Here is a 26,533-nt window from a genome sequence, read left to right as displayed (position 1 = left end):
TTTTGTCGTAGCGCGTGGCGATGCGCAGCATACTTTTGATCTTCTCAAAGAATTTCTCCACCCGTAAAGCTCCTTGTCGTAAGCCACCGGGGCTACGCGGTGGGTGCAGGCTTTCATGCCTTTGCTTTCGTGAGCTCGCGCAACGCATCGCTGTCATAGGCCTTGTCCATGAGCACCCGTCTATCCTCCACGGATTCAAGCAAGGCAGGAGCGTGCACGATATCGGCCTGCGTTCCTGCGGGAAAACGGGGGCAGTGTGGAATGGCACTGAATTAAGCTGGTTTTCGGATGAGAAATCTCCGCGAATCTGATCCCAAAGCGGCCTTAATTCAGTGCCATTCCTGCCTGACCCCATTTGGTGCCTGGCGGGACGCCTGCCTTTCATCGTGCTGGGTGGCTTTTATAAAATGGGAAGTGGCTCTATTCATGGACCATTTGGATTCTTCCCCAATAACCAAACTCGTTCTTCCAGTCATTGGCCTTGTTTTCGAGTATAAGTTTGACCGGTTTGCCGGCGAACTTTGAAAGGTCAATTTCGAGGTCGAGCCATTCGCTCTTCACGTTCTGATAATTGACGATTTGATCGTGGAGCACTTCTCCATTCGCCAGGATTCGCAGTTGCCAGTCGCCGTGAGGATGATAGCTCGCCCGCACCTTCAACGTGGTCTTTTGATCCGCCGGAATCTTCACGGTACGTTGCAGAGAACAGGGCGTGTTTTTGTCTTTGGGATGCGTTTGAAAGCCCTGCCCGTTGCGAAATTCCTGCAGCTTGATGACTCCGCCCTTGCCTACATTGAAGGCCTCAAACCCAGGGGCATACTCGTCAATGATGCGTTTCCATTGCGCTGAATGATCCGCTCCCTGGCCGTCGCTTTCGCTCAGAGAACCGCTCACCATGCGGCGGGCCACGGACTCTTGCAGGAACGGAATTTTACCCGCAAGGGCAGTCTGCAGCGCCTTGTCTGGAAACTGCGGGACGGCAGGCTCAAGCGCGAACCAAAGCAGGCGGGGAATGTTGCTGTCGTTGATGTCCTCTTCGTGCTGGGCGAGAGCTCCCAGAACCGCCCAGCGCTGGGCGACAGGAAGGCGGCCCAGCGCGGAAGCGAGATACATGCGGACGGTCGGAGATTTGTCGTTCGTGGCCATTTCCAAAAACTTGGCGAGAACGTCGTCGCCCGGTTTTTTATCCTCGGTGAGCAGTTGCACCGACCAGGCCCGGATGTGCGCGTCGTCGTGACTCAGCAGAGCGACAAGCGCGTCTTTCCGGTCTCCCAAATAACCTCCCGCGACATGCATGGCCCACAGCGCCCGCAGCCTTTTTGGGCTGGTGACTGCGTTCGTGAACTGCTCTTCGAGCGCGGCGTAAACGGCTTTCTGATCCAGTCTTCCAGCAGCCAGGCGGGCCTGCAATTCAACACGGGCCTGGCGGACATACCAGTCATTCGCGTGGCTTTGCATGGCCACCAGTTCCAGGTCGGAGAGTTTGCCGAGGTTAGGTCGGTCCATTTTCTTCGCGCCCTTGGGCATGATGCGATAGATGCGCCCGCTATCGGGAAAGTTCACCGAGTTGCCGCAAATGTCCGTGTCGTGCCAGTCCAGAATATAGACTCCGCCATCCGGGCCGATCTCGACGCTGAAACCAACCCACGCGAGATCGTTGGTGGGCATAAAGTCTTCGCCATGTTGCCCGATGTAACTTGATCCCTTCGGCACCATCACATCGGTGAGGACCGCGTGCTCATGAATGTTGCACATGAAAAGCTGGTCGCGGTATTTTTCCGGGAAGGTATCGGCGAGATAAAAGCGCGCGCCGCCATGGGCGGAGAGGTGGGTATGATCACGAATCGTCTTGATGTCGTCATAGACATAAGGATTCACGTGGGGCTTGGACTGCTTGTGATAAATGCCGCCCTGAACCACGTGAAAAAGATGCGGGATCACGCAGCAGGTCGCAAAGCCATGGCCCACATCATTGAAGTCGAAGCCCCATGGGTTTGACAGCCCGAGCGCGAAAATTTCGAATTCCTTTCTGACGGGATGAAAACGCCAGATCCCGGCATCAATAAAGGTCCGGTCTTCTTTCGGCGTGCCGGGTTTCCCAACCAATGATTGCGTGAAAACGCCCTGACAGCCATACAGCCAGCCGTCCGGTCCCCAAATGAAACTGTTCAGGGTTTCGTGCCGGTCCTGGATTCCCCAACCGTCGAGTAACACTTCTGGTTTTCCGTCAGCGACATCATCGCCATCGGCATCAGGGATGAACAGCAAATCCGGCGGCGAGCCGAGATAAACGCCGCCAAATCCCACCGCGATTCCCGAGGCAAATTTGATCTGGTCGGTGAACAGCTTCTTCGTATCAAAGACGCCATCGCCATCGGTGTCTTCAAAGATCTGGATCCGGCTGAGAATCTGATCTTCGTTGTGATTTTTTCGATTCACATAGTTATAGTTTTCCACCACCCAGACCCGGCCCCGGTTGTCAAAGGTGAAGGCAATGGGTTCTCCAATGTCCGGTTCCGCCGCATAGATGGAGACCTCGAATCCCTCGGGAACATCCATGGCTGCGACGGCCTCGGCGGGTTTCAGAAAAGGGGCATCGCTTTTATTATGCTGCTTCCCGCGCTGAGCGGAGGCAAGCGATGCGAGGCAAAGGAACAGGCAAACAAGCCTGAATGGAGAGATTGGGAAGCCGGTGTTCATTCGGAAAAGTCGTGAGTGGTTACTTGTTGGAGATCAGGGTTTCGGCAGCGCCACCTGCTCCTTTGTCTGCATGTATTTGAAAAGATTCAGCACCTCTTCCGGGGTCAGGGTTTTCAACAGACCTTCCGGCATCATCGAGACATCTGAAGTCTCGCGGGATTTGATGTCGCTCTTGGCCACCGTCGTCTTCTGCCCGACCATGCTGAGGACCACCCGCTGGTCATCTTCTTCCGTGACACTTCCGGCCAGGACCTGGCCGTTCTTTGTCGTCACGGTGACCATTCTGTAGGCATCAGGAATGTCACCGCTGGGATCAATGATATTGAGCAGCAGGTAATTGAGATCGGCGCGGTTGGATCCTGTGAGATCCGGGCCAATGATCCCGCCTTCGCCATACATTTGATGACAGGCCATGCAGGCTTTTTGAAAAACCACCCGCCCCAGTGAAGCGCTCGCACCCGCCATCTGGCCATTGGCCGCCGCGATTCTCATGTATTCGGCGATCAGTGATTCCTTGTCTTCATTCAGCTCCACGACTCCGTATTTTTGGGTGAACTTGGTTCCGAGCAATTTGCCCAGGGAACGGATGGCGTAAGCGGGGATCGCTTCTTTTGAAAGGGTCCTGGCTTCAAGTGCCTGGAAGAGCGATTCCGCGTACTTCTTTCTTGTGGCCAGCGTCTCGATGATGGCCCGCTGAGCCGCCGGCTCAAAGGTGGGATAACGGCCTAACAAAAGCGGCCCGGCTTCGGGGATTTCGAAGTTTGAAAAGCCACGAATGGCCTCGATCCGCAGCGCTTCTTCATCAAGAAGGGGCTTTAAGATGGCAGGCAGCTCCTGGCGTTGCTGGATCAGCAATGAGGCGAGCGCGGAACGCCGGTTTTCCAGATCGGCGGTTTTGTCTTTCAAGGTCGCAATCGCCTGAAGGGTCGCCGATTCATCGCCGAAAACCTGGCTGAGTTGTTGGGTCAGCTTTTTCAGCTGGCTGTCATCGCTCTTGGCCAGCTTGGCGCTCACCGCCGCCCAGCCTTCCGGCGGCGCGACATCCCGCTGCCCTTCCAGGCCCAAAATCATACCGCTGATCAGTGCTTTCTGGTGGGTCGGATTCTCTGATGCATCAACCGCCTTCACCAAGGTTACGAGAGACTGGCGGCTGTTCATTTTCTGCGCATGCATCTGACGCGGTTGATCCGCTTCCAGGACGGCTGCCGCAGGTTTCCTGACCGCTGGCGCTGGTTTTTTCCGCTTCGGTTTGTCATCGAGATTTTGTTTTAATTCGTCATCGGTGGGCGTTTTTGAGGGAGTGCCCGCTTCAGGAACCTCCACATGCGCCGTCCAGAGAATGGCGTTGAGGACGACCTTTCGGAAGTTGTCGTCCTTCCAGCTCTTATGATTGTGTGCGCCAGTGAAACCAAAGCCGCGCCCCTTTCCATCCGGCCGTTCATAGGCCCAGGCAACACACTGGCTCTCGCCATTGGCCACCGCGCGGCGCACGTCCGGATTGCCGCTGCGCAGGCCGTCGGGTCGTGTCAGCGTTTCCGGTCCGGGCACGTCGGAGAGGATCGGAGTCACGCCTTTCAGATCCGGCACGAAGCGCATGTGGTAGTACCATTCGTCATTGAGGCTGAAAGGCTGGACGCCATTGGCGATGGGGTGATCCGGGAAGGATTTAAAATGCGGGGTCCAATGGGGATTGACCGACCAGCTCGGATCGCAGTAGCCGCCCATCCACTCCAGGAACTTCTTCGCCGGCGGCCCCATCTGCGCTTCCGTGGCCCAGTGGATCATGACCACGCCGGTGCCTTTCTTCATCAATCCGTCGAATGCCTCAAGGTGCGGATTGAGCAGGTGCCCTTCATGGCCGGTGCAGAACACCACGACCGTGTCCGCATCCTGAAACACGCTTGGATCTTCCGGATAGCCGTCCTTGGGCAGCACCACCGTTTCGATCCCCAGATCCGCTTCCCTCAGCGCCTTGGCAAGGAGGAGATTGCCCGCCCGATGCTCGTGTGCCATCGGTCCGTGGCTCGGCTTCCCGGAGATGAACACCACCTTGGCCGCCGCCAATGGATGCGGGAGGGAAAAGGCGAGCAGTGCAAGCAGGCAGGATCGGATCAGAGCGGTCATAAAAGGCATTGGGCTGGGGCCTATACTAACGAAGGGCCGCCTGGGGATTCTGGTTGGACCTCGCCATATTTTATGAAATGTTGGCCATCCTCCCTCCAATGAGCGACCTCCCGCCCAACACTCCTGCCGCCGGACTGCGCTCGCAGTTTCTCGGCGATCTCGCCGATGCCACCCAGTTGGCCAGGATGTTCGATCACATTTCGGGCGTGTCTTTTTTCGCCAAGAACCGCTCATTCCAGCTGATCTACGGCAACCCTCAATTTTACCGCCGCTTCGGATTCACCGATGAAGCCGAGGTCCTGGGCAAGACCGACTTCGACCTTTTCCCGCGCCCGCTCGCCCTCAACTTCCGCGCCGATGACGAAAAGGTCCTTTCCACCGGCGAGCCCCTTCTTGGCATTGTCGAACTCTTCCTCAATCAGCAGGGCATCCCGGACTGGTTTATCACGCAGAAGCTGCCGCTCTTCGACAAGGGCGGAAAAGTCATCGGGCTGATGGGTGCCATCCAGCGCTACGACATCCAAAACAATGTCGCCGCCGCCGATGCCTCCATCGCCAAAGCCGCCAACGCCTTTCGCCGCGAGCCCGGCAACCGCTGGCTCATGGAAGAAGTCGCCCGCAGCGTGGGCCTGTCCCAGCGCCAGTTCGACCGCAAATTCAAAGACTGCTTCGGCGTCACGCCCCAGAACTACCTCATCAAGACCCGCATTCAGGCCGCGTGCGACGCCCTGCGCGAAGCCGGTGCCCAGATCGCCGATGTCGCCTTCTCCCTCGGCTTCTACGATCAAAGCGCCTTCACCGCCCAGTTCCGCCGCCACATGGGCATCACGCCGCTCAAGTATCAGCGTCAGTTTCGCGGGTGATGCCTGCTGGAAATTGCTTTTGAGGAGACCGGGCACATCGTTTCCATCCTAAACCCTCCTTAATTCAGTGCCATTCCTGCCTGACCCCATTTTACCGGCGCATTTTACCGGCGGAGGCAAACGGAACGAGGGTGAGCAGAGAGAGAAGGAGGTATTTCATGGGGTTTTCTTTTTCGTAGCGGGTTTGACGGGTGTGGCGGGGTGGCGTTTGACTTTGACGTCGTTCTTCTGCGCTGCGCCCGGGGTGCTGCGGCCTTGGGTGATGAGTTTTTCCAGCAGCGCTTTCATTTCGGTGACTTTTTCCGGCATGGCGTCGGCGAGGTTCTTCGTTTCGCCGATATCGTTGGCGAGGTCGTAAAGTTGCACGGGCTGCGATTGGTCGCCGCCCTTGCCCCAGCCGCCGGAGCCGGGCGCGGCGATGTATTTCCACCTGCCCTGCCGCACCGAGGGCACTCCGCCGATGGAGCAGCTCACGGCGGTTTCGCGAACGGGCCTGTCGTCCCCTTTGAGCAGTGGCAGCAGGCTGAAACTGTCTTCGCCGACGTTGTCCGGGAGTTGGGTTTCGAAGACCTCGGCGAAGGTGGCGATGAGGTCGGCCTGCTGCACGAGCTGATCGCAGGTGCTGCCTGGCTTCACCTTTCCAGGCCAGCGCACGATGAAGGGCACACGATGCCCTCCTTCCCAGGCGTCGGCCTTGGAACCGCGCAGGGGGCCGCTTGGGTAATGACCCATCTTCTCCAGATCCGAAATGCCGATGTAGGGTGCGCAGCCGTTGTCAGCGGTGAAAATGACCATCGTGTCCTCCGCCGCGCCGCTTTTCTCCAGCGCATCCAGCACGCGGCCCACGAGGGCATCCGTCTCCATGACAAAGTCGGCGTAGAGATTGAGCCCGCTTTTGCCTTTCCACTCCTCATTCACCGAGAGCGGCGTGTGAGGCGAGGTCAGCGGCAGGTAAAGCAGGAAGGGCTCTGGCTTCTTCGCAGAGTCGGTGATGAAGGCTGCGGCACGGTCACCGAGCGCGGGCAGGATGGGTTCGAGGGTCCAGTCTTGCAATGCCGGCCCCTGGAGGCTGGCCTGATTGTTCTTGAGAAGTTCGGCGTTGAGAAAATCAGATGGAATGCCGGCGGTGCGATTGTTCTCGATGAAACAGAAAGGCGGATGGTTGGGCACGTCGGTCCCGAAATAGGAATCAAAGCCGCGCGTCGTCGGGCCTCCGCCGATGGGTTGGGAAAAGACGTCGCGCCAGACCGCACGATGGGCCTCGGTGGCGGTGGCCGCTCCCTTGGGCTTTTCCTTGAAGAGGGCGGCGCGGTCCGCCGGGATAGGCCAATCCCAGCCGAGGTGCCACTTGCCGATGCAGGCGGTGTGGTAGCCTTGTTGTTTTGCCAGGGTTCCAATCGTGACGCGATCCGGCGCGATGAGCGGGGCTCCCCACAAAGGCACGATGCTCGCCTGCAGACGCGTGCGCCAGTGATAGCGCCCGGTGAGCAGGGTGTAGCGTGAGGGCGAGCAAACGCCGGAGGAGGAATGCCCGTCCGTGAAGCGCATCCCCTGCGCGGCGAGCTTGTCGATGTGCGGCGTGGGGATCTTGCCGCGCTCCGGGGTGTAGCACTGCACATCACCGTAACCGAGGTCGTCGGCGTAGAGGATCACGATGTTGGGTTTGGGTGAATCGGCGGCGTGCAGAGTGGCCAGCGGTGTAAGAAAAAGGGCGATGAGGAAAGAGAAAGGACGTTTCATGCAGAGGTGTGGTGAAGGTGCCTTGATCAACGGAAACAGGGTCGTAGCGCCAAGAGAACGCAGACAAGGAGGAAATCAGACAAACAGGAAACGTAATCAGGGTGCGACAATGGACAGATTTAATCTTCCGATGCCTTGCCATGGGACGGAGGCATTCGTCTTTCTCACGCCGTCTGCCATTTTGTCAAAAGTCGCACACGGACCCCAGGTGGCAACTTTTTGACGAATGTGACGGGTGTTTGTGACGTTCATGCAGCCTGCCCCGACATGCTTCCACTTGAGATCCCAATCATGACCCAGCCTCCAGGCACTTCCTTGATGAGGTGCAGGTTTCCCTGCTTGCCCCATTGAAATCGTCCGCAACTGGAAACCCGGCACACCCGAAGAAGCAGGCAAAGGCGGCAGGTAATGCAAAGTTGCCCAAAGACCCAAGACACCACCCTCATGAAACCCTCGCGCCTTCTTTTGATCGCACTGCTCTTGGCACCCCTGGCCGCCCTCGCTCAGGCCAGGCCCAACGTCCTGCTCATCATGGCGGATGATTTTCGGGACTTTGGCGGGGCGTTCACGAAGGACGTCGTGAAGACGCCGAACCTCGACCGGTTGCGTGCCCGCGGCACGACGTTTGAGCGGGCTTATGTGCAGTATCCGGTCTGCAATCCGAGCCGCTGCAGCATGATGACCGGACTGCGGGCGGAGCAGACGGGCATCGTGGGCAATGACGTTCCTTTGCGGCAGAGGATGCCGGATGTCATCACCCTGCCGCAGCTTTTTAAAGAAGCCGGATGGCAAGCCCATGCATTTGGAAAACTCTACCATCTCGGCGGCGGCCGGGATGTGGAGGCGAGGCAGCAGTGGATGGACGCAGGCCGCTCATGGCATACCGCGCAGGCTTTTGAAGCAACGAAGACAGGCCGCAAGATGCTTGAAGGCCGTGACGTGACTGCGGGTGCGCTGAAATGGTGCCACTGGGGGGCGGCGGACGGAACGGATGACGATCAGCCGGACGGTCAGATTGCTGCGGCCACGGTGGCGATGATCCAGAAGGCTGGCGATACGCCATGGTTTATCGGCTGTGGATTTATGAAGCCTCATGATCCCTTCATTGCACCCAAGAAATACTTTGACATGTACCCGCCGGACTCATTGAAACCCTGGACTGATCCCGCAGACATGACGCCCGTGCGCAAAGAACACGTGAGCTCTGGCGACTACGCCAAGGCCTTTGGAAAATTCACCGCGCAGGAGTGGCGTGAGCTCTTCCGCGCCTACTGCGCATGCACCAGCTTCATGGATGCTCAGCTCGGCCGCGTGCTTGATGCCCTCGATAAAAAGCAGCTCTGGGACAAGACGGTCATCGTCTTCGTCGGTGATCACGGCTATCACACGGGCGAGCGGCAGTGGTGGAATAAAAACACGCTGTTTGAGCGCAGCTGCCGTGCGCCACTCATCATCGCCGCTCCGGGCATGAAGGGTGGCCGGACGACGCATTCGTTCGCCGAGTTCGTGGATGTGTATCCCACGGTCGCCGACTTTTGCGGCCTGAAAATGCCCCATGCCGGTGCAGGGGCCAGTTTGCGACCTGTTTTGGCCGATCCCGCAGCCAGCATCAAAGACGCCGCCTTCACCCTGCTCGTCCGCAATCCAAATCTCCACGCCCAAAGCGTCCGCACCGCCCGCTGGCGCTTCACGCGCTGGAGCGATGGCCGGACCGAACTCTTTGACCACGCCGCCGACCCCGAAGAGCTGCGTGATGTTTCCGCACAGCATGGCGGAACCATCGCCGAACTGACCGCGCGGCTTCAAACGCTGCCACCATTCACCTCGAAGTAAAGCAATGCACCCTCACCCTCATCTTCTCGTTTTTTCCCGGAAAAACGGGTCAGTGGATGCATTGCCGTCTGCCTTTCCTGAGCCTGCTGCCGGGCTGGATGGAAACAGGCACTGCCCGCCTTTGCCCTGGGGGCAGGAGGGATACCGGCGAACCCTCCGCCTCCCTCTCCTCGGGAGGGGGGAGATTTTTTCTTGGCAACCATGATTTTTTTGACGTGGGCGGTTTTTTTATAGTAGCTGCGGAATTGCAGGCAGCGCCATTCGCTGTCTGAGTCATTGAATTCACTATGAAAAATACGCTCCTCGTCAGCTCTCTTTTGACCGCTGCCCTTCTCTCACCAGTCTCCCAGAGCCTGGGTGTCCCGGCATCGCTTCCGGGCACACTTTCCAAGGTCTCTTTCAATATCACGGTCACGAAGGTCGTTGAGGGCACCGTCGCCAAGGACGTGAACGGCAAGCCTCTGAAAAAGGGCACAGAGGGTGCAGGCCCGGCCTTCACCAATGAGTATGAGCTCAGCAAGGGCGGCGCCAAGGTGGCCGACGTGGCGGAGTTTGAGTCCAAGACCGTGACCCGGAAGTACACGATCAAGAACTTCCTGGATGACATGGTGGCCCTGGAGGTGATTGACAGCATCAAGGGCTGGTCCCTGGTGCGCGCCTGCGGCACGGCGCTAGAGCCGGTGATGTCCGTGCCGGTCGAAGAGGAAGAACAGGAAGTGTTTCTGGGCAACAAAGTCGTGGGTGAGGACCTGGGTTTTTACCTGGTCAAAAAGGGCGGGGAGACCGTCAACGTGACTCCTTACTTCGTCTTCATGTCCATGGCCCTGCTGAAGGACACCACCTCTGAGAAGATGGTGACGCCGGTGGCCGAGGGCGACGAGGCCGCGCCTTTTGTCTATAGCTATGCTTCGAAGTTCAAGCGCATCGGCCTGCTGATGATTTCCGCGACCCAGTCAGACGTCCTGGGCGGCCTGTTCGGCGGGCTTCTGGGCGGCGGCTTGGTCGGCGTCACCCCAGCGGATGTTGAGTATCAGGACATTGATGTGGACGCCTACCTCGGCGTGGGTGTGGCCACCGGCACGGAGAAGGTGGGCACCTTTGGCCCGGAAAAGGAGCCAATCTTCCTGCCAGGCGCCACCAAGGTGGACGTGAGCCTGGGTGCGAACATTGACATCTTTGTCTCCGCCGAGGACCAGGAGAGCGGCGAAGTGGATGAAATGGAGACTTACCTGCAGGGCATCTCCCTCATCGAAGGCTCCGTCACCATGGCCGCTGGCAAGCCGCTGGCTGACATGAGCGACCTGCCGCCAATGCCCGATTTTGGCGGCGAGACTGAATCCTAAGCTGCCTCCGCAGCCAGCCATTGAGCCCGCTCCTTGACCCTGGCAGAAATGCTGTTTAAAAAAAGGCCATCTGCCGCATCCTGGCAGGTGGCCTTTTTCTTTGGTGAGGGGAGGAAGGGCATCGGGGAGGCATGGTGTCGCCCTCCTCCGCCACCACGACACCACCTCCCGCAGACAGACGAACTGACAATCCAACCGAATGAACTTTCCCCCCAAACTGATCCTGCCCTTCCTGGCCGCCACCGCCCTGGTCATCATCGGCGGTGTGTACCTGGCCGGCGGCCCGGATGCAGGCCCTGCGCCCGCGCCGGAAAAGACGCCCGCCTCCGCTGCCGCCTCCTCGTTGCCGTCAGGCACTGTCTCCGCCTCATCCGCCTCCGCCACGGCTCCGTCCACCACCACCGCACCGGGCATCTCCGGCCCGCTGCTGGAGGAAAAAGAGCAGATCCTGGAAGCCATCGAGGACGCCACCGTGACCTATGATCCTCAGGAGCTGCCCAAGATCCAGCCCTACCTGCTGCATGCCGATCCGGAGGTGCGCCAGGCCGCCCTGGAGGGCATGGTGAACATGGGCGATTCCGCCGCCGCCCCCCTGCTGAGGTCCGCCGCCCGGCTGGCCGTCACACCCCAGGAAACCGTGGCCCTGACCGAAGCCGCCGACTATCTGGAACTGCCGCCCGCCTCCCTCATCGGCATCAAAACCCGCCGGCCCGAGCTGCTGAAAAAAGCGCTGAACAAGTAGGAGGGTGATCCATACACGTTCGCATGGCTCAAAATGGGGTAAATGATGGCAGCTTCAGGCACCTCCTGGGGCAAAAAAGAAAACACGGTCAGGCAGCGATTCCTGACGGTTCGGAGAAACGGGGACAGGGTGTGACAATTGACCGATTTGTTCTTTCGATGCCTTGCCTTGACACGCCTTGACCTGCCTTGACAGCACCGCGCCCTACTCCCCCTTCGCCACCGCCTCGTTCACATTCACACCATCGGCGCGGAGGGTGGCCAGGTAGCGGGGCGGGCTGGTGGTTTTATCGCGGGTGGTGGTGAGGATGAGCTCGGTGCGGCCGGTCAGGAGATCGCGCAGGCGGGTGGACTGTTTCAGTCGCGATGCTTTTTGTTCGGCGGTTTCCGTAGCCAGGGGGGCGGGCTCCGGGATGCCCTGGAGGTCCAGGCTCTGATTGCGCAGCCAGATGCCGAAGCCGAGGTCAATGTCCAGCGCCACCGTATTGGCATCCACGACGCGCAGGAACTCGGCGTAATACGTGTAGTTAGGCCGTGGTGCGGCGGCTGCCTCCGCCGCTGGTGCTGGTGCTGGTGCTGGTGCCGCGTTCTGAGCGGCCACTGGCTGGATGAGGGCGGTGATGGCGGCGGCTGCGCTGAGGAGCAGAACACGGAGGCGGTGAAGGGCAGGGCGGGGGATGCAGTGCATGACAGGGGGAACGTTCCTGCGGGGCGGCATGTTCCAGTGAATGTGCGAGGATGGACGTGCAAAGGGGCGTAACTTGTCAGGTCCCGTCCTCCAAGACCTCTCAGGCTGCGTAACATCGGGCTTTTTTGTAATCGCCCGGCCACCCAAAGGATGCCAGGAGTGACGAAGCTCTAGTTTTCAGTCTGCAGTTTTCAGTTTTCGGTCTCCACCTCCAACCCTACACCACACCACGTCCCATAGAAACGCTCGCCACCCATCTTTTATCCACCGCAGGCAGCCGCCTGGGGTTCTTTGTTGCCCAGGCGAAGTATGGTGGCGGCTATCAAAGGAAGTTTGACGTGATGCCCCCGACCTTGCTCGGGGAGGCCTTGCTTTTCATGGGCTGCTGCGTGGCCCTGGGCTTCCTGGCCGCCTGGCTGGCCATCCGGGAAAGCGGGGGCAAGGGGAGGCGGGCGGGCGGCTCAAACCCAACGTCAGCCGCTGCCCCCAGCGTGCCGAAGGCTCCCGCGAAACGCCGGGTGCGGAAGCGGAAAAAGAACCCGAAGGCCAAGGCGGAGCCGTCTGAGTGAGGGTGAAGATTCAAGGCTCATGGAGAGGCGGCGATCCAGCGTGCGGGATTTGCGGCACTGTAGGTTAGACTCTCCGTTGCCGTCAATGAAGGGCGGTGTGGCGGGCCTGGCTTGACGTTTGGACAGGGGGGCGGAGGATGGGGGTCGAATATGAAAATTGGATGGAAGCGTTGGGCGGTCCTTGGGGCGGTGGCGGCTTTGGGCTGTCTGGCTGCCGGGCGGCATTTTGCCACGGGGCGGCCGCAGGTCATCGTGCCGCTCACGATCGAGCGCGACCATGTCTATGTGCAGTCCAGCCTGGGGCCGGTGCTCCTGGATACGGGCGCGGAGATCGCCGTGGTGGATGCGGAGTACGCCCAGAAGCTGGGGCTGCCACGGACGGGGCAGACGGTTTATCTGCGCGATTTTTACGGAGAGAAACAGGTGTGCGAGGTGGCCCGTGTGCCGGCGTTTTCCATGACGGGGCATGAGGGGAAGCTCTGGCAGGTGCCTGAGCAGGAGGCGATGGTGCTTCCGGGCATGAAGCAGCGCCTGCGGGCGGATTTCATCCTGGGTCTGACCTTTTTTAAGGGCCGCATTGTGGAGCTGGATTTCCTTGCCAAGGAGATGCGGCTGCTGAGAAACCTGCCTTTCGGATGGAACTGCCGCCGGCTGCCGCTGCGCCCAGGGGATGGGCTGTCTTCACTGGAGGTGACGGTGGCGGATGCAGGCGCTTTCCAGGCGGTTCTGGATACGGGCATGAATGGCTTTTTTCATTTGAGTGCGGCGGACTGGGAGCGGCTTTCCCGGCAGGCGGAAGAAGAGGTGGCGGTGGATGAGGAAAGCGGCTCCGCTCTGGGCCCCGCACCTGCCCGGAAAAAGGCGCGCGCGGCGGCGGTGCTGACCGTGGGGAACATGAGTCTGGAGAATGCGCCGGTGCTCACGAACGCTGGCGCAGTGCAGAGCACGGTGGGGCTTTCTGTCTTGAAGAACACCTGCATGGCGCTGGACTGGGATGCCCAGAAGGCGGTCTTTACGGCACCGTCTTTCATCTTCAATCATATCACACTGAAGGTGGGTGAGCAGGGGCCGTGGCCTGAGCGTTAGGCCAGGGTGGCAAACATCCGGAAACAGTTTTTCTGCTGATTTTTCGTGATCTCCGTTTGACATGGCGGGAAGTGATCCGCCTAGATTGGAGATGAAACAATCTTCAATCTTCACACAGGCGGTGACCACGGGGTGGGTGGCGCTGGCGGCGCATCGGGGGGAGCAGGTCTCGGTGCTCAATGGCACGGGGGCGGTCTTGCAGGTGCGCTACGCATCCCAGACGGCGGCGGGGCGTGAGATCACGCTGGCGGACGGACAGAGCGTGGGGCTGAACCTCTGCGCCACGTCCGGCGAGGTACAGATCAAGGCTGCCGCAGGTGCGGCAGGGGTGCATGTGGTGGTCCGGTAACACATTGGGTTATGAATCTTTTTCACAATGCTTTTGGTGCCGGCGGCAACGGCGGCGGTGGTGGTGCAGGGAGTGGCGGCAGCGCCATTTCAGACCCGAATGTGGCTTACATCCGCACGGATGGGAATGACACGACGGGGGATGGGAGTCCGGGGAAGCCGTTTCTGACATTTCAGAAGGCGGTTGATGAGGGGTTTCAAAACCTTGACTTTGGGGCAGGAAGCTTTGGCGGTGCTACATTTGCGGGGCTGAACTCGAACATCGTTCTCTCCATACAAGGGCATCGAACAGAGCTGGGCAACATCGCAAACTATGGATACAACACCACACTCTATGTGTCCGGGGATGTCCGTATTGACAGCGTTGTAAACTCTGGTTTCAGCGAACAACCTAATGGTGGTGAACTAACCATCTATGGGTCAACCGGGTTGGTCATCCACACCATTTTGTTCGAAGGTTCCGATGACGGCGAGGGCTTTTATGGAACGGCGGGATATTGCCTTCTGGTTGGTCCGTTTGAGGTTCAGTCCACGCTTCAAGGTGGAACGGATGCAACTGAGTCAGGGACTGTGGCGCTTCGTCAAGGCGTGTCAGTTCCTGTCATCAACCTCGTCCCGGAAAACAACATTTATGTCAACTTGGCCATCGTTGATGGAACCGTTTATCTCAATAACTATCCATGAATATTTCACACACACGCTGCCGGGAGTCTGACCAGGCTCCGAATCCTGAGTGCCCATGCAAGGGGCCTTACTTCTGGTTTAACACGACGACCGGGAAGCTGTACTTCCGGCCTAACCAGACGTCTGTCTGGAGAGAGGTGCTGCTGGGAGGGGCGGAGGCATGAGCACGGCGCAGATCCATCACATCGCCCAGCAGGACACGCCTGCCAGCGTGGAGGTGCCGAAGGAGTGGCGGGGGCTGGTCATCTGGGCGCTGGGGCGTTTTGGCTCCGGCATCCTGCTGGCGGCGGCCTGCTCCTGGGCGCTCATGCGGGTGTATGATGACCATGCCACGCAAACGCGCCAGCTCATGAGCATCCTGGAACAAAGGGCGCGGGTGGATGCGGAGATGACACTCACGCTTTCCCGCCTGGGCCATTCCATTGACGAACTGCGGCGCGATGCGGCGGACGCCCATCGCGCGGCCCGATGATTCCTTTCGCGTCCATGCGCATCATAAAACACTGAATAACATCAAAAAACATAATCATGAAAATTACACTCGTTGAAATCCTGACACTCATCCTGCTGTGCCTCACGGGGCTGGCCGGCGCGCTTTCCACCCCGGAGATCGCGGTGCTGCCGGAGGGCCTGCTGAAGTATGTGCCGTTGGGGCTGATCGTCATCCTGGCGCTGAAGAATGCCATCTACGTGTTCCTGGACTGGTGGGATGACGGCCAGGTGAACCGCAGCTTCAAGCTGCCGAAGCCTCTGCCGGTGGTGCTGCTGGCGGGCCTGTGCCTGGGCTGTGTGAGCTGCGCCACCCGCCCGGACGGCACCCGCACCTTTGCGGCCCTGGATGCGGGCCAGTGGCGCGCAGTCGGGGTGGAGGCGGGAGCCACCTATCTGGACCAGTACAAACGGCCGGTGCCTGTGACCGGGGCCAAGGGCGTGGCCGAAATCCAGCCCGCGCCTGCTCAGGAAACGTCCTGGCTTTCCCTGGGGCTGTCTTTGCTGGGGATGTGAGAACGGGAGTGTCGCTTCGGTGGGATAACCACAGATGACACAGAGGGCACAGATTAACCAAAGGTTGGTAAAAAGATGACGGGTAAAAAGATTCTTTTTTTGAGCCTGAGGACAGGGCCGCTGACGTGAATTTGCGGGGGCAGTGTCGGGCCTTCATAGCTGCAAACTCTGCGGTCCGCAAAATGGGTGACAGCCGGAAAGACGGCCTTTTCAAATGATGAAAACGATTATCCTGGATCCCGGCCACGGCATGGCCAATAAACGCGCCAAGGTCTATGACCCGGGTGCCTGTGCAGCCGGGGAGACCGAGGCGGGAATCGCCCTGGACTGGGCCAATGAACTGCGGGGGCTGCTGCTGGCCGCCGGGCACAAAGTGGTCCGCACCCGTGTGGATGGCAGGGACCCGGCCCCGGTGGGCCAGCGCGCCGCCATCGCCCGCCGCTATGGTGGGGACATCATGATCAGCCTGCACTGCAATGCGGCCACCGGGCAGGCCCACGGCACCGAGACGTTCTTTCGCGGCAAGGAACATGCCCCCATGGCCACCCGCCTGAATGAGGCCGTGCGCGCCGCCCTCGGCACGCGGGACCGGGGCATCAAGACGGAGGCCGCCAGCCAGCACCGGACGCTGGCCATCATGGCCTTCCAGCCCTGCTTCCTCATTGAGCTGGGCTTCATTGACCACGATGGCGACCGCACCAAGATGCTGGACCCCGCCCTGCGCCGCAAGGCCTGCGCGGCCCTGGCTGAGGTGCTGCTCGCGTGAGCTTCCGGTGCTTGGTGCTCCTGGCCTTTTTCGTCTTTAGGAGGAGATGATTCCTGCCTGCGTGAGGGATTCCACCATCCGCGCATTCTTCCACTGCACGGCCAGGTGGATCATCTGCTTTTCATAGGCGTTGCGGGCCTGATAGGTCACGGACGGCACGCCCAGCAGTTCATCAAAGTAAAAGTAAGGGCGCAGCCTGACGGGCACATGCGCCCACCAGGGCCACTCCCGCAAACGCGGATCCGGCACAAAATCCCTGTCCGGTTTGTTTTGCCATTCCCACACGCAGTAAAGGTCCAGCATGTCTGGATTTTGCCGGCTGCTTTTTTCAGTGACCCCGATGGTCCCGTCATCCATGAGGCAGAGATAGGGCCAGAACTCGCTGGGATAAGCGCTCAGTTCCTCCTCGTCGAGGACGGGCAGTGGCAGCTCAATATTTGACTCCCGCTGCTGTCTGCCTCGCTCGATGAAAGCCTGGACCAGGTGCTGGCCGGGCGCGCCATTCGCCCATGCCTGAATGACAGGCTTCCATTCCGGCGGGACCTTCAGTCCATAGGACAGGGAGTTCAGATCAATCCCCAGCCAGATGAAGCGGCCATCCACCTCCTTGACCAGCGGGATCAGATTCTTGACCTGGTATTCATTGGCCGGCACCGGTTCCATCCTCCACATGCGCCGCACCTGGCGGGTGAGGATGCAGTTGCCACGCCGGCGGTGCACGGCCTGGATTTTTTCCAGCCAAAAGCAGCCTCCTGTGACGGGGCCATGGTGATGATGCGGCGGGGCGATGCAGGCCAGATGCGCATAGATGCGGCTGCCATCCGGCAGTTGCAGCGGCGTCTGGTCCCCAGGCTGGAAGTCCGGGATGTCGTTCTTCCCGTCTGGCTCCGGCTGGCACAGCCAAAGCTGGCGCTGGGAAGTGCCGAAGTCCGGCTGCCGTCTGCGGATGCGAAACACAAGGCGTGGCAGGTGGGGATGGTCCCGCAGGAGATAAAGCAAGGCCTGGTAATGTCCGCCCCTGACGATGTCTATGAACAAGGCCGGAGTCAGACAGGTGGACAGGCCGAGCGCCTCATACTTTTTCAAAAGCGGCAGCCGGGTGTCATCCAGCACATAGTGTAAAAAGGTGGCCGACTGGCCGCCCTGGCCATTGCCTTTATAGTACAACGGCACCTGCCACAAGTCCGCCAAAGGCAGCAACGGGCGGATGGCCCGCTCCACCCAGTCCAGATCCTTCTTCGGGTAGCCGATGAGCGGATGCCCGCCCGGAATCAACGGCCCGTTGATTTTACAATCATCGGGCTTTGAGTAGCTGCCGCCTTCAAAGCGGGCGCCCAGTTCCAGCAGCCTGTCCGCCACTTCCCATTGCCCGGACCGCATGGCGTGCATGAGGGGATTGTTCAGGCCCTCACATTCCAGTCCCTGCGGGCTGGCACCGTGCTGGAGCAGCAGATCCGTCATCTCCCGGCCCTGGCTCCGGGAGCTGTCCTGTCCCAGCTCATGGACGGCGAAGGACAGCAGGCTGAACCACTCATTGTAGCTCCGCTCCAGGTTCCAGCAGGGCAGGTCCGGGCAGGCACCACGCTCCAGCAGGACGCGCATTGCCGCAGGCCTGCGGCAGCGCACGGCCGCCTCCAGCAGCACATCCAGCACGCGGGTGGCAAGCTGGGAAATCTGCCTGGAGAAGCGCTCCTGGTCCGGAAAACCGCAGACCCGCAGCACCGAGCCGTCTGCGTGAAACTGCGGATGGTCCAGCACCGCCAGCAGGAGCTCCGTGCAGTCCGTGCGGATGGCATTGGCGCCTATTTCAGCGGCACACCGCGCATCCAGGTCAGCCGCTTGCAAGGCGGGGAGGATCTCCTCCGGCAGGCAGGGATGAGGCTCCGCCGGGAACATCCCCTCTCCGCTCTGCAGGCGGCCGGACAGGCCCGCCAGATAGCAGCCGCGCGCGGCGGGTGTGAGGGCATCTCCCAGCAGGTCCGGCAGGCGGCGCAGACCCAGCGCCCCGGCGGTCCAGGCCCGCGCCTCGTAAAGGGGCAGGATTTCAGCCAGATGAGCGGGAGTGAGCGCATCGGCACCTTCTTCGAGCTGCCAGAGCTCCGCCGCCCCTTCACCGCCCCGCCCGGCCTCCCCATAACGAAGGGCAAAGCCATAGTGCATCCAGTCCACCATCCCGGCAGGACGGCCGGTGCCGGTGGCCGCCAGGGCTTCGATGATGGTGGCGGGATCAGAAGCGGTACTGGAATGGCTCATAAGCCGGTCCATCCTAACGCAAATCAGGCAGGACAAAAGGGAAGAGTGACGGCAGCAATGGTGCCATCATATGCACCCCGGCATGGCTTATCCGGTCATTGCTCAAGGGGGCGTGGATTAAACTTTCGCTCAAGTTCAAGTTTCCCGGACATTGAACGCTTTTTGAAGGATAGTTCTGGCTTGAGCGAACATACTTCTCAAATCGAAGCCGTTGAAGCTGAGGTCCACCTGATCTCAAGGACACCCTTTTCCCTTGAAACAACGCCTGAAATCGACTTTCTTATTCCAGAACTGGAACCGCTCTATGCCGCAGGAAAAGACAGAATCTATGCCGCTCATGCCTCTTTCGGAGGTCCGAAAGGGCTTCTCAGAAGCGCGGCGGCTTCATTACTTGGTTCGCCGCAAACCAACCATGCAGGTGATTCTGGAGATCCGCGAGAGCAAGAAATTCGCGCAATCGGCGAGTTCGCCAGGAACACAGGGCTAATTCTGGATGCCAAAGGCGTGACGGGCCTTATTGAGAAAAACTTTCTCGACAGCGGCATGGAGCATCGGGTGGGAGTGCTCATTGATCGAGGTCTCGTCCTGAAGTCTTACGACCCTCGAGATTTTAATCCGCACACAGGGGATATATTTTATAAACCGACAGACTCATTGTTTGACTATCTGACGGATCATCTTCTCTCCAATTTTGTGTTTGGAGACGATGTTCATCTCGAAGGTTTTTACGAAGAAGAGGAGACTTGGTTCATTGTCATTTCGCAGCCGTTCATTGATGGCAGGCATATCCAAAAAGATGCCTTGGTAAAGGTGTTGGAGGATAAGGGACTCAGGGATTCAGGAAGCAATCAATTCAAGGTGGATGGTGGCGAAGCGGGCGACCTGACTGTAACGGACATTCACGAAGGCAATGTGCTTTTCGATACGGACGAGGCTGCTTACGTGATTGATGCTCATTTTAAATTTGAAAGCCGGGAGGCGCGCCTCATGGCTCTGATGGCGCTAGGCCTGTGGGAAGGATAATGCACCCTTCATGTCAAGCTTCCTGTTATTCCGAAGGGCAGCCCTGCGGGCTCCAGGAGAGAACTGAGTTCGGAGTTCCATGACGGGCAGGGATCTCAGCTGGAGCCCAATTGAGCGACTGTGGCAGACGGAGCTTGGAGTTCTTTCCTGACGCCTGTAGGTGGCTGCTGAAGAGGGTGTTTTGCAGCATTAACAATTCTGAACCCGCCAAAAAAACGGGATGACACCCGGAGGCATCATCCCGTTCGTGGATCAAAAGACCGGCTGCGGCGGATTAGCGCTTGGCCTTCTTGGCGGCTTTTTTAGCGGCCTTCTTGGCCGCCGGGGCAGCTTTCTTGGCCACGGGGGCGGCCTTTTTAGCAGGGGCGGCTTTCTTCGCTGCCACCTTCTTCACCGGGGCGGCCTTTTTGGCGGGAGCGGCTTTCTTCGCCGGGGCTGCTTTTTTGGCAGGAGCAGCCTTTTTCGCAGCGGCTTTCTTGGCAGGGGCGGCTTTCACGGGGGCGGCTTTTTTGGAGGCTTTCGGGGCCTTGGCCTTCATGATGCCGGTGATGCCGCCTTCGCGGGACAGGCGCTGATTCAGCAGCTCCTCACGGAAGGCGATGGCCTCGGCCAGCACTTCGTCGTGGGTTTCCTTCGTATAACGATACACTTTGGAGACGGTCTTGCCCTTTTCCGCACGGACGGACACGGCGATGAGGCGCGTGACCTTGTTCTTGGCGGTCTTGTATTTGCGGTAGGAGATGCCTACGTGGCCGCTCTTGTTTTTGGCATTCGTCGTGTGGGCGATGCGGCTCGCTTCGATCTCCGGCATCTCGCCCAGGAGCTGGTCGCGGTATTCGCGGGCTTTTTTCAGTGCGCCCTTGGTGCCGCCATACAGGCTGTCGGAAAAGTGCTTCGTGTGCAGGGAGCCGTTGCGGGAGATGCAGACCTGGAAACCATGCGTCTGTTTGGAGGCATCGTTACGGGTGTCGATGCGTTTGATGTTGCGTTCGGAAAGGGGATTGGAGCGGCGTCGCATAGAGAAGGATAAAATATCGTTGGGGGGAAGGGATGAAATTCAGCCTAACCCCCTCCGGCGCAAGACGAATTTGATTTTATTATTCACTTTCGGTTATTCCTTGGCCCTGGAATCCATCCAGATGGTGACCGGCCCGTCATTGATGAGGGCCACCTGCATGTCCGCGCCGAAGACGCCGCACTGCACCGGCACCTCCTGCCGCATGAGGGTAAGGAACTGCTCATACAGCGGGATGGCCACCTCCGGCCGCGCCGCTTTCGTAAAGCCGGGCCGGTTGCCTTTTTTCGTGCTCGAATGAAGTGTGAACTGGCTCACCACCAGCACCGCGCCGCCCACGTCCTTCACACTGAGGTTCATCTTGCCCTCCGCATCGCCAAAGATGCGCATCTGGGCGATCTTTCCCGCCAGCCATTCCGCATCCTCCGCCGTGTCCTCCTGCTCCACGCCCAGCAGCACCACCAGACCGTGTGAAATCGTGGCCACCACCTCCCCCGCGATGGTCACGGAGGCCTGCCTGGAACGTTGAATCAGCGCGCGCATGGAAAGATCAACGCCATTTGTGAACTGCGCTGCCCGGCATGCAAGGGAATCTGGCGGCGCCAAGGAGTGTGGGCATCCTGCCCTCCACCTGAGGCCGGGACGGCCTCACACCTTGTACGGGACCTTCATCTTCCCAGCCAGTGAAGGTCACGAACAAGGGAACGGCGGTCAGGCAGCTGCGGAATTTTAATCGGAAGATCCTCCTTGCAAACCCTCCTCACACCTCCTTGCATCATTCTCTGATAGGCCGCCCATCCTCTCCCGTTGATATCAGCGCATGAAACACGCGCTCCGGTTCCTTCCTCTCGGTGTTCTATTTTCGGTGGGCTGCATCGTGCCTGGCATAGCGGCAGCAAATCTGACGCTGGTTTCCAAAACCGTCGCACCGGCGCCGATCATTGTTTTTGCGGACGCGCCGCCACGCACGCGGGCGGCAGCGGTGGAGCTGGCGGAGGCGGTTCAAAAGATCAGCGGTGTGCTGCCACCGGTGCTGGATGGCAGCCCGCAGCCCTTGCCGGAGCGCGCCATCTGGGTGGGTTATCAACCGGTGCTGAAGACGCTGTTTCCGCAGACGGACTTCGAGTTTCAGCATCCGGAGGAAATCCTCATCACGGCCAATGAAAACCACCTGGTCATCGCCGGGCGGGACCGGTGGGATCCGGCCAAGATGGACGTGGTGACGAAGGAGGGAAAGATCACCGGCATGCAGCAGGAGTATGGCACGCTGAATGCGGTCTATACCTTTCTCCAGGAGCAGCTCGGCGTGCGCTGGTTTTGGCCGGGGGATCTGGGGGAGGACGTGGTCGCGCGGGAGACCATTGTCATCGCGCCCATGGAGAAGCGTTACCATCCGCAGATCCGCTCGCGGGAAGGCGTGTTTAATTTTTCATCGCTGGGGAACAAAGGCTATGGCCGCGCCCATGACTGGACGATGCGCCAGCGGCTGCAACTCGGCTCCCTTTCCATGGAGGGCGGGCATGGCTTTGGCGACTGGTGGGACCGCTACCATGAAAAACATCCGGAAATATTTGCCCTCCAGCCGGACGGCACCCGCAGCGGCTTCCCCACGCCGCGCAATGCCAAGCTGTGCATGACCAATCCCAAGGTGTGGGACCTCTGGCTGCAGGATGTCGCGGCGGATCTCGCCCAGGATCCCCACCTCACCGTCTTCAATGCCTCCCCCAATGACGGCTGGTCCAGCGGCCACTGCGTGTGTGAAAACTGCACCGCCTGGGATCATCCTGATGGCGAGCCGCGCCTGTTCCATTTCAAAAAATACGCCGAGGAGCGCCCCGCCACCAGCGACCGCGATGTCACCTTTGCCAACAAGCTGGGCGCACTGCTGAAGGAAAAGTATCCGGGCAAGGACTACCGGGTGCTCATGCTCAGCTATGGCCATTCCCGCCCCGCGCCCGTCAAGGCCCGCCCGGCGGACAATGTCATCATGTCCATCGTGGCGAATTTCTTTGGCCGCACCGGCCTGGTGGATCGCGGCTCCACCCGTGGCGATACCTACCGCCAGCAGTTCGAGGCCTGGGCCGGCATCGTGCCCGCCATGATGTGGCGGCCCAATACCGGCAGCCCCGCCGGATGGCAGCAGGGCCTGCCGGACCTGTCCACCCAGCAGACCATCCGCGACATCAAAGACGTGGCCGCCGCCAACTGCGTGGGCATTTTCATTGACGGCGTGTGGGAGCACTGGGCCACCCAGGGACCGCAGCTCTACGTCATGGCCCAGCTCGTCTGGAATCCCCAGGCCGATGCCGCCGCCCTCCTGGATGACTACTACACCCGCGCCTTCGGCCCCGCCTCCGCGCCCGTCCGCGAATACTTCGACGAGCTCGAAAAAGCCCGCATGGCCTTCACCGCCCAGGAGGGCGAAGCCACCGTCTTCCAGCTCCAGGACCTCTACACGCCGGAACTGCTCGCCGCCTCCCAGGCCCGCCTCACCCGCGCCGCCGCCGCCGTGCCAGCGGATTCCATTCACGCCCGTCGCGTCGCCTTTGTCCAGGCCGGCCTCACCTACACCCGCCTCCAGGCAGAAAACCTCCGCCTCATGGCAGGCTACTGGAAAAAGAAAGACCCCGCCATCGCCCGCCAGGTCAAAGCCAACTGGGAGGAGATCACCGCCGTCATCGCCGCGAACCCCTACGCCCTCAACGCCGGCCCCCTCCGCCCCGGCACCCCCCGCACCCTCGGCCTCCACCCCGACCACGGCCCCGCCAAGGTGAAGAAGACCAGCAAGAAGGTGAATGACCTGGATTTGAATTGAGGGGGGCTGATAAGTGGCGTTTGGGTATTGAGTTCGCGCTGGAAATTTCTACCACTATGTCACTTGAATGTTTGAACCAAAGTCCATCTTGTTCGTGACACAGTCATTCACCGAACCTTACACTCCATGGCTGAATGCACTGACTTCTCCTGCAACGTCTGCGGCTTCAAGGTCGAGTCCTGGAGCGATGGCAATCCGTACCTGATGGACGGATCGGGCGAGCGGCACTTCTTTTATCATCCAGGAGGTGACGGAGCGGCCCGCGAGTTTTATCTTCAGGAGACGAGTGGTTTTGAGGTGAACGAAAAGGACTACCTGGCTTTCTGGAACGAGCGAGGCGGTTGTGAGTCGAGCCTCATCTGCCTGCACTGTGGACGGCAGACGCGGCGGGATCCGGAACGTGACCCGATGAAGTGCACGGGCTGCCGGCGCAGCGAGCTGTTGGACACTCAGAAGCTGGAGGCCCGTACGTGTCCGAAGTGCAAGCAGGGAACTTTTCAGGGTGAGTGGGGAGCGATCTCCTGAGGCGGTGGCTTGATTCCACAAACGAGTTCGAATAAAAGCACCAGCAGCCATGCGAATCATCCTCACAGCGCTAGCTCTGCTCAGCAGTCTTGCCTTTGGCGGTGAGTGGGTCGTCACGGAGGGCGGTCTATCGCCTGACAAGAAGCTTGCGGTCGCGGTGTTTCCCCAGAAGACCGAGTTTATTGATGAGGCAGATGACACGGTTCTCCTGATTGATCAGACCACAGGACGCAGGATTGGTCCGCTTGAGGAGGTGTCTTCTTCAGGAGGCACGTGGGGCACCACCACCGAGAACGTTCACTGTGTCTGGTCTGCCGACTCTGCGATACTCATTGTGAACTTCCGCACCGGTCGTCTGATGAGCTCATCACAGATTTACCGGATTCGAGACCGGCGAGCCACTCCCTTGTCCCTGCCAGCCGCGACAACCCATCCAAAGGGCAAGAATTTGGAAGTTCTTCAGAGATCGGCAAACCCCGGCTCGGAGATCACCTTCGCTCAGGACGGTACCCTTTTGCAACGCGTTTGGGGCTATGTCCCCGATTGGAATCTCGACTACTCGAAGCATGGTTTGAGCGGCTTCGAGGGAGAGCTTCATTTCCACTACAGTTTCGATCAGAGCGGAGAGCTTCAGCTCCGAGACATTACCGTTCCAGCGCCATGAGCAGCTGCTATCCACAACCAAGATTTGAGTTTCATTTCAAGTGCACTGTGGAACCGGTTTGTTAAACCTCTCTGAGCGTGGGTGACCGCGCGACTCCCAGCCCCAACCGTCCTCGACTCTCCTCAATCCGATAGACACACCTCTTCCCACACGTTACAACGGCCCGTTACCGACCCGACCCAACCATGAAAACACGTTTCCTCATTCCTGCACTGGCCGCGCTGGCCTTCGCTGTTTCTGCTTCTGCTGCTGAGCCTGTCCAGGTCTTCAATGGCCAAGATCTCACGGGCTGGGAGGGGAACATGGACCTGTGGAGTGTGAAGGATGGGGCCATCACGGGCATCACGCCGCCGGACCCGGCGGACCCGACGAAGGGGATCATCAAGCACAACACGTTCCTGGTGTGGAAGGGCGGCACGGTGGGGGACTTTGAGCTGACCTTTAAATATCGCCTGGAGAAGGGCAATTCCGGGGTGCAGTATCGCAGCAAGGAGCTGGAGGCAGGCGCTTTCGGCCCGGTGCTGAGCGGTTACCAGGCGGACTTCGAAGCGGGGACGAAGTACAGCGGCATTCTTTATGAGGAAAAGGGCCGGGGCATCCTGGCGCTGCGCGGGGAGAAAACCATCATCAAACCGGCTCCGGAAGGGGCCAAGAAGCCGAAGCCGGTGGTGGAAAAGGCAGGCACGGTGGGCGATAGCGATGCCATCCAGGCGGCGATCAAAAGCGAGGACTGGAATGAGTATAAAATCGTCGCCAAGGGAAACCATGTGCAGCATTTCATCAATGGCATGCAGACCGTGGACGTGACGGATGAGGACGTGGCCAACGCGCCGAAGGAAGGGCTGCTGGGCCTGCAGATCCACCAGGGCCCGCCGATGATCGTCCAGTTCAAAGATTTCAACCTGGTGCCGCTGAAGTAGGCGTTGCCTGCGCGGCTGGCTGCCTTTATTCTCCGCCATGTCCCCCCGTCCTTTTTTGGTCAAAGCTGTCCTGCTGCTCCTGACGATGCTGGCCCTGAGCGCCACCACCGCCCAGGCTCAGAATGAGTACATCATCTGCTCCGGCGGCCCGGCCTTGCGGAAGTGGGAGGACCTGCGCCAGCCCTCCCAGCAGCATGACCGCTGGTGGGGAAACTTCGTCCGGCCGGCGCGGGTGCGCATGCAGGAGCTGCAGCGCACGCAGCCTAAGGGGACGATCATCACCTGGCTGGTGTATCGCGACAGCTACCTGCGCCGGGCAGGGGAGGACCGGGATCCGCTGACCAGCCATGTGGAGTCCGTGCAGCGCACCTATGGCATCAACCTCGTCTGGTTTCGCAGCCAGGATGAGCTGATTAACTACATCAACCGGGGCGGCGGGCAGGTCTCGCGCGGGCGCAACAAGATCTCCGGTTTTGAGTTTTACGGGCACTCGAACAAGCATTGCTTCCTGTTTGATTACAGCTCCGAGGTGTATGCGGCCTCCACCGTCTGGCTGCATGAAAACGACCTGTCCAAGCTGAGCCGCAGCGCCTTTGCCCGCGGGGCCTACTGCCATAGCTGGGGCTGCCACACGGGGGAGAGCATGAGCCGCGCCTGGAAAAAAGCCACCGGTGTGCCCATGATCGGCGCCATCGGCAAGACGGACTACTCCTTCATGCACCTGCGCGGCTGGAAGGTGGCCCTGGGCCAGGGCGGGAGATGGACGCAGTAGCGACCGGGCAGATATGCAGTGAAGAGGGAAAAGCCAAATTCGTTTTGCCCATTGCC

The 26,533-nt window shown here is 60.0% G+C and carries 25 protein-coding genes; 18 read left to right on the top strand and 7 right to left on the bottom strand.

Annotated features, from left to right (window positions below; all coding sequences use genetic code 11):
* Positions 1-420: 420 nt before the first annotated feature.
* Positions 421-2,700: a PVC-type heme-binding CxxCH protein gene (locus WJU23_RS17125; RefSeq protein ID WP_346333827.1), complete on the bottom strand. Its 2,280-nt coding sequence runs from the start codon at positions 2,698-2,700 to the stop codon at positions 421-423.
* A 33-nt stretch (positions 2,701-2,733) separates the two neighbouring features.
* Positions 2,734-4,824, bottom strand: a complete 2,091-nt coding sequence (locus tag WJU23_RS17120) for a ThuA domain-containing protein (RefSeq protein WP_346333826.1) — start codon at positions 4,822-4,824, stop codon at positions 2,734-2,736.
* Positions 4,825-4,922: 98 nt separating this feature from the next.
* Here WJU23_RS17120 and WJU23_RS17115 point away from each other — a divergent pair, with 98 nt between their 5' ends.
* Entirely contained in the window at positions 4,923-5,687 is a 765-nt protein-coding gene (locus tag WJU23_RS17115) for an AraC family transcriptional regulator (protein WP_346333825.1), read from the top strand.
* Between the two features lie 156 nt (positions 5,688-5,843).
* On the opposite strand, the gene WJU23_RS17110 is transcribed toward WJU23_RS17115, so the two are convergent.
* The gene (locus tag WJU23_RS17110) at positions 5,844-7,427 is read right to left on the bottom strand and encodes an arylsulfatase (protein WP_346333824.1); all 1,584 of its coding nucleotides are present in this window, start codon (positions 7,425-7,427) and stop codon (positions 5,844-5,846) included.
* A 444-nt stretch (positions 7,428-7,871) separates the two neighbouring features.
* Here WJU23_RS17110 and WJU23_RS17105 point away from each other — a divergent pair, with 444 nt between their 5' ends.
* From WJU23_RS17105 to WJU23_RS17095, 3 genes are all read left to right on the top strand, one after another.
* On the top strand, positions 7,872-9,260 hold the full coding sequence (locus WJU23_RS17105; protein WP_346333823.1) for a sulfatase: 1,389 nt from the start codon (positions 7,872-7,874) through the stop codon (positions 9,258-9,260).
* 287 nt (positions 9,261-9,547) lie between these two features.
* The gene (locus WJU23_RS17100; RefSeq protein WP_346333822.1) at positions 9,548-10,603 is read left to right on the top strand and encodes a hypothetical protein; all 1,056 of its coding nucleotides are present in this window, start codon (positions 9,548-9,550) and stop codon (positions 10,601-10,603) included.
* 199 nt (positions 10,604-10,802) lie between these two features.
* Positions 10,803-11,345, top strand: a complete 543-nt coding sequence (locus tag WJU23_RS17095) for a HEAT repeat domain-containing protein (protein WP_346333821.1) — start codon at positions 10,803-10,805, stop codon at positions 11,343-11,345.
* Positions 11,346-11,549: 204 nt separating this feature from the next.
* On the opposite strand, the gene WJU23_RS17090 is transcribed toward WJU23_RS17095, so the two are convergent.
* On the bottom strand, positions 11,550-12,032 hold the full coding sequence (locus WJU23_RS17090) for a hypothetical protein (protein WP_346333820.1): 483 nt from the start codon (positions 12,030-12,032) through the stop codon (positions 11,550-11,552).
* 341 nt (positions 12,033-12,373) lie between these two features.
* On the opposite strand from WJU23_RS17090, the gene WJU23_RS17085 reads away from it, so the two are divergent.
* The 8 genes from WJU23_RS17085 to WJU23_RS17050 all read left to right on the top strand — a co-directional run bounded on the left by WJU23_RS17085 (position 12,374) and on the right by WJU23_RS17050 (position 16,490).
* Positions 12,374-12,601, top strand: a complete 228-nt coding sequence (locus WJU23_RS17085; RefSeq protein WP_346333819.1) for a hypothetical protein — start codon at positions 12,374-12,376, stop codon at positions 12,599-12,601.
* A gap of 150 nt (positions 12,602-12,751) precedes the next feature.
* A complete protein-coding gene (locus WJU23_RS17080; protein ID WP_346333818.1) occupies positions 12,752-13,687 on the top strand; it encodes an aspartyl protease family protein in 936 nt (311 codons plus the stop codon).
* Positions 13,688-13,778: 91 nt separating this feature from the next.
* The gene (locus WJU23_RS17075; RefSeq protein WP_346333817.1) at positions 13,779-14,036 is read left to right on the top strand and encodes a hypothetical protein; all 258 of its coding nucleotides are present in this window, start codon (positions 13,779-13,781) and stop codon (positions 14,034-14,036) included.
* Between the two features lie 11 nt (positions 14,037-14,047).
* Positions 14,048-14,719: a hypothetical protein gene (locus WJU23_RS17070; protein ID WP_346333816.1), complete on the top strand. Its 672-nt coding sequence runs from the start codon at positions 14,048-14,050 to the stop codon at positions 14,717-14,719.
* A complete protein-coding gene (locus WJU23_RS17065) occupies positions 14,716-14,883 on the top strand; it encodes a hypothetical protein (protein WP_346333815.1) in 168 nt (55 codons plus the stop codon). Before WJU23_RS17070 ends, WJU23_RS17065 begins: the two co-directional genes overlap by 4 nt.
* Positions 14,880-15,191, top strand: coding sequence for a hypothetical protein (locus tag WJU23_RS17060; protein ID WP_346333814.1), 312 nt, complete (start codon positions 14,880-14,882; stop codon positions 15,189-15,191). The genes WJU23_RS17065 and WJU23_RS17060 overlap by 4 nt, the downstream gene beginning before the upstream one ends.
* Before the next feature lie 56 nt (positions 15,192-15,247).
* Positions 15,248-15,724: a hypothetical protein gene (locus WJU23_RS17055; protein ID WP_346333813.1), complete on the top strand. Its 477-nt coding sequence runs from the start codon at positions 15,248-15,250 to the stop codon at positions 15,722-15,724.
* 214 nt (positions 15,725-15,938) lie between these two features.
* The gene (locus WJU23_RS17050; protein ID WP_346333812.1) at positions 15,939-16,490 is read left to right on the top strand and encodes an N-acetylmuramoyl-L-alanine amidase; all 552 of its coding nucleotides are present in this window, start codon (positions 15,939-15,941) and stop codon (positions 16,488-16,490) included.
* Positions 16,491-16,526: 36 nt separating this feature from the next.
* Here the strand turns inward: WJU23_RS17050 and WJU23_RS17045 are convergent, their stop codons facing one another.
* A complete protein-coding gene (locus tag WJU23_RS17045) occupies positions 16,527-18,743 on the bottom strand; it encodes a hypothetical protein (RefSeq protein ID WP_346333811.1) in 2,217 nt (738 codons plus the stop codon).
* A gap of 180 nt (positions 18,744-18,923) precedes the next feature.
* Here WJU23_RS17045 and WJU23_RS17040 point away from each other — a divergent pair, with 180 nt between their 5' ends.
* Positions 18,924-19,766 carry a hypothetical protein gene (locus tag WJU23_RS17040; protein WP_346333810.1) on the top strand — a complete coding sequence of 281 codons (843 nt, stop codon included), beginning with the start codon at positions 18,924-18,926 and terminating at the stop codon, positions 19,764-19,766.
* 274 nt (positions 19,767-20,040) lie between these two features.
* Here the strand turns inward: WJU23_RS17040 and WJU23_RS17035 are convergent, their stop codons facing one another.
* A complete protein-coding gene (locus tag WJU23_RS17035; RefSeq protein WP_346333809.1) occupies positions 20,041-20,784 on the bottom strand; it encodes a hypothetical protein in 744 nt (247 codons plus the stop codon).
* 93 nt (positions 20,785-20,877) lie between these two features.
* Positions 20,878-21,324: a D-aminoacyl-tRNA deacylase gene (gene dtd / locus WJU23_RS17030; protein ID WP_346333808.1), complete on the bottom strand. Its 447-nt coding sequence runs from the start codon at positions 21,322-21,324 to the stop codon at positions 20,878-20,880.
* A gap of 277 nt (positions 21,325-21,601) precedes the next feature.
* On the opposite strand from dtd, the gene WJU23_RS17025 reads away from it, so the two are divergent.
* The 5 genes from WJU23_RS17025 to WJU23_RS17005 all read left to right on the top strand — a co-directional run bounded on the left by WJU23_RS17025 (position 21,602) and on the right by WJU23_RS17005 (position 26,477).
* Positions 21,602-23,596: a DUF4838 domain-containing protein gene (locus tag WJU23_RS17025; protein ID WP_346333807.1), complete on the top strand. Its 1,995-nt coding sequence runs from the start codon at positions 21,602-21,604 to the stop codon at positions 23,594-23,596.
* 126 nt (positions 23,597-23,722) lie between these two features.
* On the top strand, positions 23,723-24,121 hold the full coding sequence (locus tag WJU23_RS17020; RefSeq protein ID WP_346333806.1) for a hypothetical protein: 399 nt from the start codon (positions 23,723-23,725) through the stop codon (positions 24,119-24,121).
* A 49-nt stretch (positions 24,122-24,170) separates the two neighbouring features.
* Positions 24,171-24,785, top strand: a complete 615-nt coding sequence (locus WJU23_RS17015) for a hypothetical protein (RefSeq protein WP_346333805.1) — start codon at positions 24,171-24,173, stop codon at positions 24,783-24,785.
* 185 nt (positions 24,786-24,970) lie between these two features.
* Positions 24,971-25,705 (top strand): DUF1080 domain-containing protein, encoded by a 735-nt coding sequence (locus WJU23_RS17010; RefSeq protein WP_346333804.1) that lies wholly within the window; start codon positions 24,971-24,973, stop codon positions 25,703-25,705.
* A 37-nt stretch (positions 25,706-25,742) separates the two neighbouring features.
* Complete coding sequence (locus WJU23_RS17005; protein ID WP_346333803.1) at positions 25,743-26,477, top strand: hypothetical protein; 735 nt, start codon at positions 25,743-25,745, stop codon at positions 26,475-26,477.
* Positions 26,478-26,533 lie beyond the last annotated feature (56 nt).

Source organism: Prosthecobacter sp. SYSU 5D2, assembly GCF_039655865.1.
Lineage (GTDB): Bacteria > Verrucomicrobiota > Verrucomicrobiia > Verrucomicrobiales > Verrucomicrobiaceae > Prosthecobacter.
This window is presented reverse-complemented; position numbering and strand designations above follow the sequence as displayed.

Bases quoted from the DNA above. Each gene is read 5' to 3' on its own strand.
- WJU23_RS17120 (WP_346333826.1), bottom strand. From the start codon at position 4,824: ATGACCGCTCTGATCCGATCCTGCCTGCTTGCACTGCTCGCCTTTTCC.
- WJU23_RS17110 (WP_346333824.1), bottom strand. From the start codon at position 7,427: ATGAAACGTCCTTTCTCTTTCCTCATCGCCCTTTTTCTTACACCGCTG.
- WJU23_RS17070 (WP_346333816.1), top strand. From the start codon at position 14,048: ATGAATCTTTTTCACAATGCTTTTGGTGCCGGCGGCAACGGCGGCGGT.
- WJU23_RS17090 (WP_346333820.1), bottom strand. From the start codon at position 12,032: ATGCACTGCATCCCCCGCCCTGCCCTTCACCGCCTCCGTGTTCTGCTC.
- WJU23_RS17080 (WP_346333818.1), top strand. From the start codon at position 12,752: ATGAAAATTGGATGGAAGCGTTGGGCGGTCCTTGGGGCGGTGGCGGCT.
- WJU23_RS17025 (WP_346333807.1), top strand. From the start codon at position 21,602: ATGAAACACGCGCTCCGGTTCCTTCCTCTCGGTGTTCTATTTTCGGTG.
- WJU23_RS17015 (WP_346333805.1), top strand. From the start codon at position 24,171: ATGCGAATCATCCTCACAGCGCTAGCTCTGCTCAGCAGTCTTGCCTTT.
- WJU23_RS17060 (WP_346333814.1), top strand. From the start codon at position 14,880: ATGAGCACGGCGCAGATCCATCACATCGCCCAGCAGGACACGCCTGCC.
- dtd (WP_346333808.1), bottom strand. From the start codon at position 21,324: ATGCGCGCGCTGATTCAACGTTCCAGGCAGGCCTCCGTGACCATCGCG.
- WJU23_RS17010 (WP_346333804.1), top strand. From the start codon at position 24,971: ATGAAAACACGTTTCCTCATTCCTGCACTGGCCGCGCTGGCCTTCGCT.
- WJU23_RS17065 (WP_346333815.1), top strand. From the start codon at position 14,716: ATGAATATTTCACACACACGCTGCCGGGAGTCTGACCAGGCTCCGAAT.
- WJU23_RS17035 (WP_346333809.1), bottom strand. From the start codon at position 20,784: ATGCGACGCCGCTCCAATCCCCTTTCCGAACGCAACATCAAACGCATC.
- WJU23_RS17005 (WP_346333803.1), top strand. From the start codon at position 25,743: ATGTCCCCCCGTCCTTTTTTGGTCAAAGCTGTCCTGCTGCTCCTGACG.
- WJU23_RS17075 (WP_346333817.1), top strand. From the start codon at position 13,779: ATGAAACAATCTTCAATCTTCACACAGGCGGTGACCACGGGGTGGGTG.
- WJU23_RS17055 (WP_346333813.1), top strand. From the start codon at position 15,248: ATGAAAATTACACTCGTTGAAATCCTGACACTCATCCTGCTGTGCCTC.
- WJU23_RS17050 (WP_346333812.1), top strand. From the start codon at position 15,939: ATGATGAAAACGATTATCCTGGATCCCGGCCACGGCATGGCCAATAAA.
- WJU23_RS17125 (WP_346333827.1), bottom strand. From the start codon at position 2,700: ATGAACACCGGCTTCCCAATCTCTCCATTCAGGCTTGTTTGCCTGTTC.
- WJU23_RS17095 (WP_346333821.1), top strand. From the start codon at position 10,803: ATGAACTTTCCCCCCAAACTGATCCTGCCCTTCCTGGCCGCCACCGCC.
- WJU23_RS17100 (WP_346333822.1), top strand. From the start codon at position 9,548: ATGAAAAATACGCTCCTCGTCAGCTCTCTTTTGACCGCTGCCCTTCTC.
- WJU23_RS17115 (WP_346333825.1), top strand. From the start codon at position 4,923: ATGAGCGACCTCCCGCCCAACACTCCTGCCGCCGGACTGCGCTCGCAG.
- WJU23_RS17085 (WP_346333819.1), top strand. From the start codon at position 12,374: ATGCCCCCGACCTTGCTCGGGGAGGCCTTGCTTTTCATGGGCTGCTGC.
- WJU23_RS17105 (WP_346333823.1), top strand. From the start codon at position 7,872: ATGAAACCCTCGCGCCTTCTTTTGATCGCACTGCTCTTGGCACCCCTG.
- WJU23_RS17020 (WP_346333806.1), top strand. From the start codon at position 23,723: ATGGCTGAATGCACTGACTTCTCCTGCAACGTCTGCGGCTTCAAGGTC.
- WJU23_RS17045 (WP_346333811.1), bottom strand. From the start codon at position 18,743: ATGAGCCATTCCAGTACCGCTTCTGATCCCGCCACCATCATCGAAGCC.